At 49.2% G+C, this 2,012-nt stretch carries 4 tRNA genes and 2 rRNA genes; all 6 read left to right on the forward strand.

Annotation, left to right across the window (positions count from 1 at the left end):
- A 16S ribosomal RNA gene (locus tag C9I89_RS22135) occupies nt 1–72 on the forward strand; the annotation flags it as partial.
- A 98-nt stretch (nt 73–170) separates the two neighbouring features.
- Nucleotides 171–246: transfer RNA gene (locus C9I89_RS22140), tRNA-Glu, on the forward strand.
- A gap of 1 nt (nt 247) precedes the next feature.
- A tRNA-Lys gene (locus C9I89_RS22145) sits at nt 248–323 on the forward strand.
- A 28-nt stretch (nt 324–351) separates the two neighbouring features.
- A tRNA-Val gene (locus C9I89_RS22150) sits at nt 352–427 on the forward strand.
- Between the two features lie 48 nt (nt 428–475).
- Nucleotides 476–551, forward strand: a tRNA-Ala gene (locus tag C9I89_RS22155).
- Nucleotides 552–858: 307 nt separating this feature from the next.
- Nucleotides 859–2,012 (forward strand): 23S ribosomal RNA (locus tag C9I89_RS22160); the annotation flags it as partial.

The raw sequence follows: 2,012 nt of genomic DNA on the forward strand, positions 1-2,012 counted from the left end.
GTGTGGTTCATGACTGGGGTGAAGTCGTAACAAGGTAGCCCTAGGGGAACCTGGGGCTGGATCACCTCCTTACCTAAAGACTGTTTGTTTTATGCAGTGTCCACACAGATTGCCTGGTCGAAATGTAAAAGAGCGCTAGCGTTGCCCAACAACGTTAGCAAGAAAACTTAGTCCCGTTCGTCTAGAGGCCTAGGACACCGCCCTTTCACGGCGGTAACAGGGGTTCGACTCCCCTACGGGACGCCAAGGGTCGTTAGCTCAGTTGGTAGAGCAGTTGACTTTTAATCAATTGGTCGCAGGTTCGAATCCTGCACGACCCACCATTCCTTCCACAAGGAATTAAAACTCAGTGGGCGATTAGCTCAGTTGGGAGAGCACCTCCCTTACAAGGAGGGGGTCACTGGTTCGAGCCCGGTATCGCCCACCATTTTCTTACAATTCCTAGTTAAGAAAAATGTAAAAGTGAAATAAACTTGGGGCTATAGCTCAGCTGGGAGAGCGCCTGCCTTGCACGCAGGAGGTCTGCGGTTCGATCCCGCATAGCTCCACCACTTTCTAAATACATTCTTACTCGTAGTGAGTGGAGTGTGGTTAGAAAGTGGATTATTTGTCTCTTCGGAGATAGAAAAAACACATGTTCTTTAACAATCTGGAAAGCTGACTAGTAAATTGAATCTTTGGATTCAATTACAAATGTATTTTTGCTTCTTTATTTAGAATCAGAAATACGAGTTCTCAAAACAAACACATTCAAGTGTCTTGTGTAGAGTCCGGCGAAAACAAATCCTCTCTTGCTCTTGCAAAAGAACAAGCAGAGAAACCTTGGTTGTTGCCATACGAAACCTCTTGGGGTTGTATGGTTAAGTGACTAAGCGTACACGGTGGATGCCTTGGCAGTCAGAGGCGATGAAGGACGTATTAACTTGCGATAAGCGTAGATTAGGCAGTAAAAGCCACTTGAGTCTGCGATTTCCGAATGGGGAAACCCAGCTGCATAAGCAGTTATCGCTGCGTGAATACATAGCGCAGCGAGGCGAACCGGGGGAACTGAAACATCTAAGTACCCCGAGGAAGAGAAATCAATTGAGATTCCGGCAGTAGCGGCGAGCGACCCCGGATTAGCCCTTAAGCGGCATTAGCGTCAGGTGAATGTGCTGGAAAGCACAGCGGAACAGGGTGATAGCCCCGTAGCCGACAACGCTTTTACCGTGAAATCGAGTAGGACGGGACACGTGATATCCTGTCTGAACATGGGGGGACCATCCTCCAAGGCTAAATACTCCTGACTGACCGATAGTGAACCAGTACCGTGAGGGAAAGGCGAAAAGAACCCCTGTGAGGGGAGTGAAATAGAACCTGAAACCGTGTACGTACAAGCAGTAGGAGCCCACTTGTTGGGTGACTGCGTACCTTTTGTATAATGGGTCAGCGACTTAATTTTAGTAGCAAGGTTAACCGATTAGGGGAGCCGTAGGGAAACCGAGTCTTAACTGGGCGTACAGTTGCTAGGATTAGACCCGAAACCAGGTGATCTAGCCATGGGCAGGTTGAAGGTGAGGTAACACTTACTGGAGGACCGAACCGACTAATGTTGAAAAATTAGCGGATGACTTGTGGCTAGGGGTGAAAGGCCAATCAAACCTGGAGATAGCTGGTTCTCCCCGAAAGCTATTTAGGTAGCGCCTCGGACGAATACTACTGGGGGTAGAGCACTGTTAAGGCTAGGGGGTCATCCCGACTTACCAACCCTTTGCAAACTCCGAATACCAGTAAGTACTATCCGGGAGACACACGGCGGGTGCTAACGTCCGTCGTGGAGAGGGAAACAACCCAGACCGCCAGCTAAGGTCCCAAAGTTATAGCTAAGTGGGAAACGATGTGGGAAGGCTCAGACAGCCAGGATGTTGGCTTAGAAGCAGCCATCATTTAAAGAAAGCGTAATAGCTCACTGGTCGAGTCGGCCTGCGCGGAAGATTTAACGGGGCTAAGCTATACACCGAAGCTGCGGCAAT

The organism is Photobacterium lipolyticum, assembly GCF_003026475.1.
GTDB lineage: Bacteria > Pseudomonadota > Gammaproteobacteria > Enterobacterales > Vibrionaceae > Photobacterium > Photobacterium lipolyticum.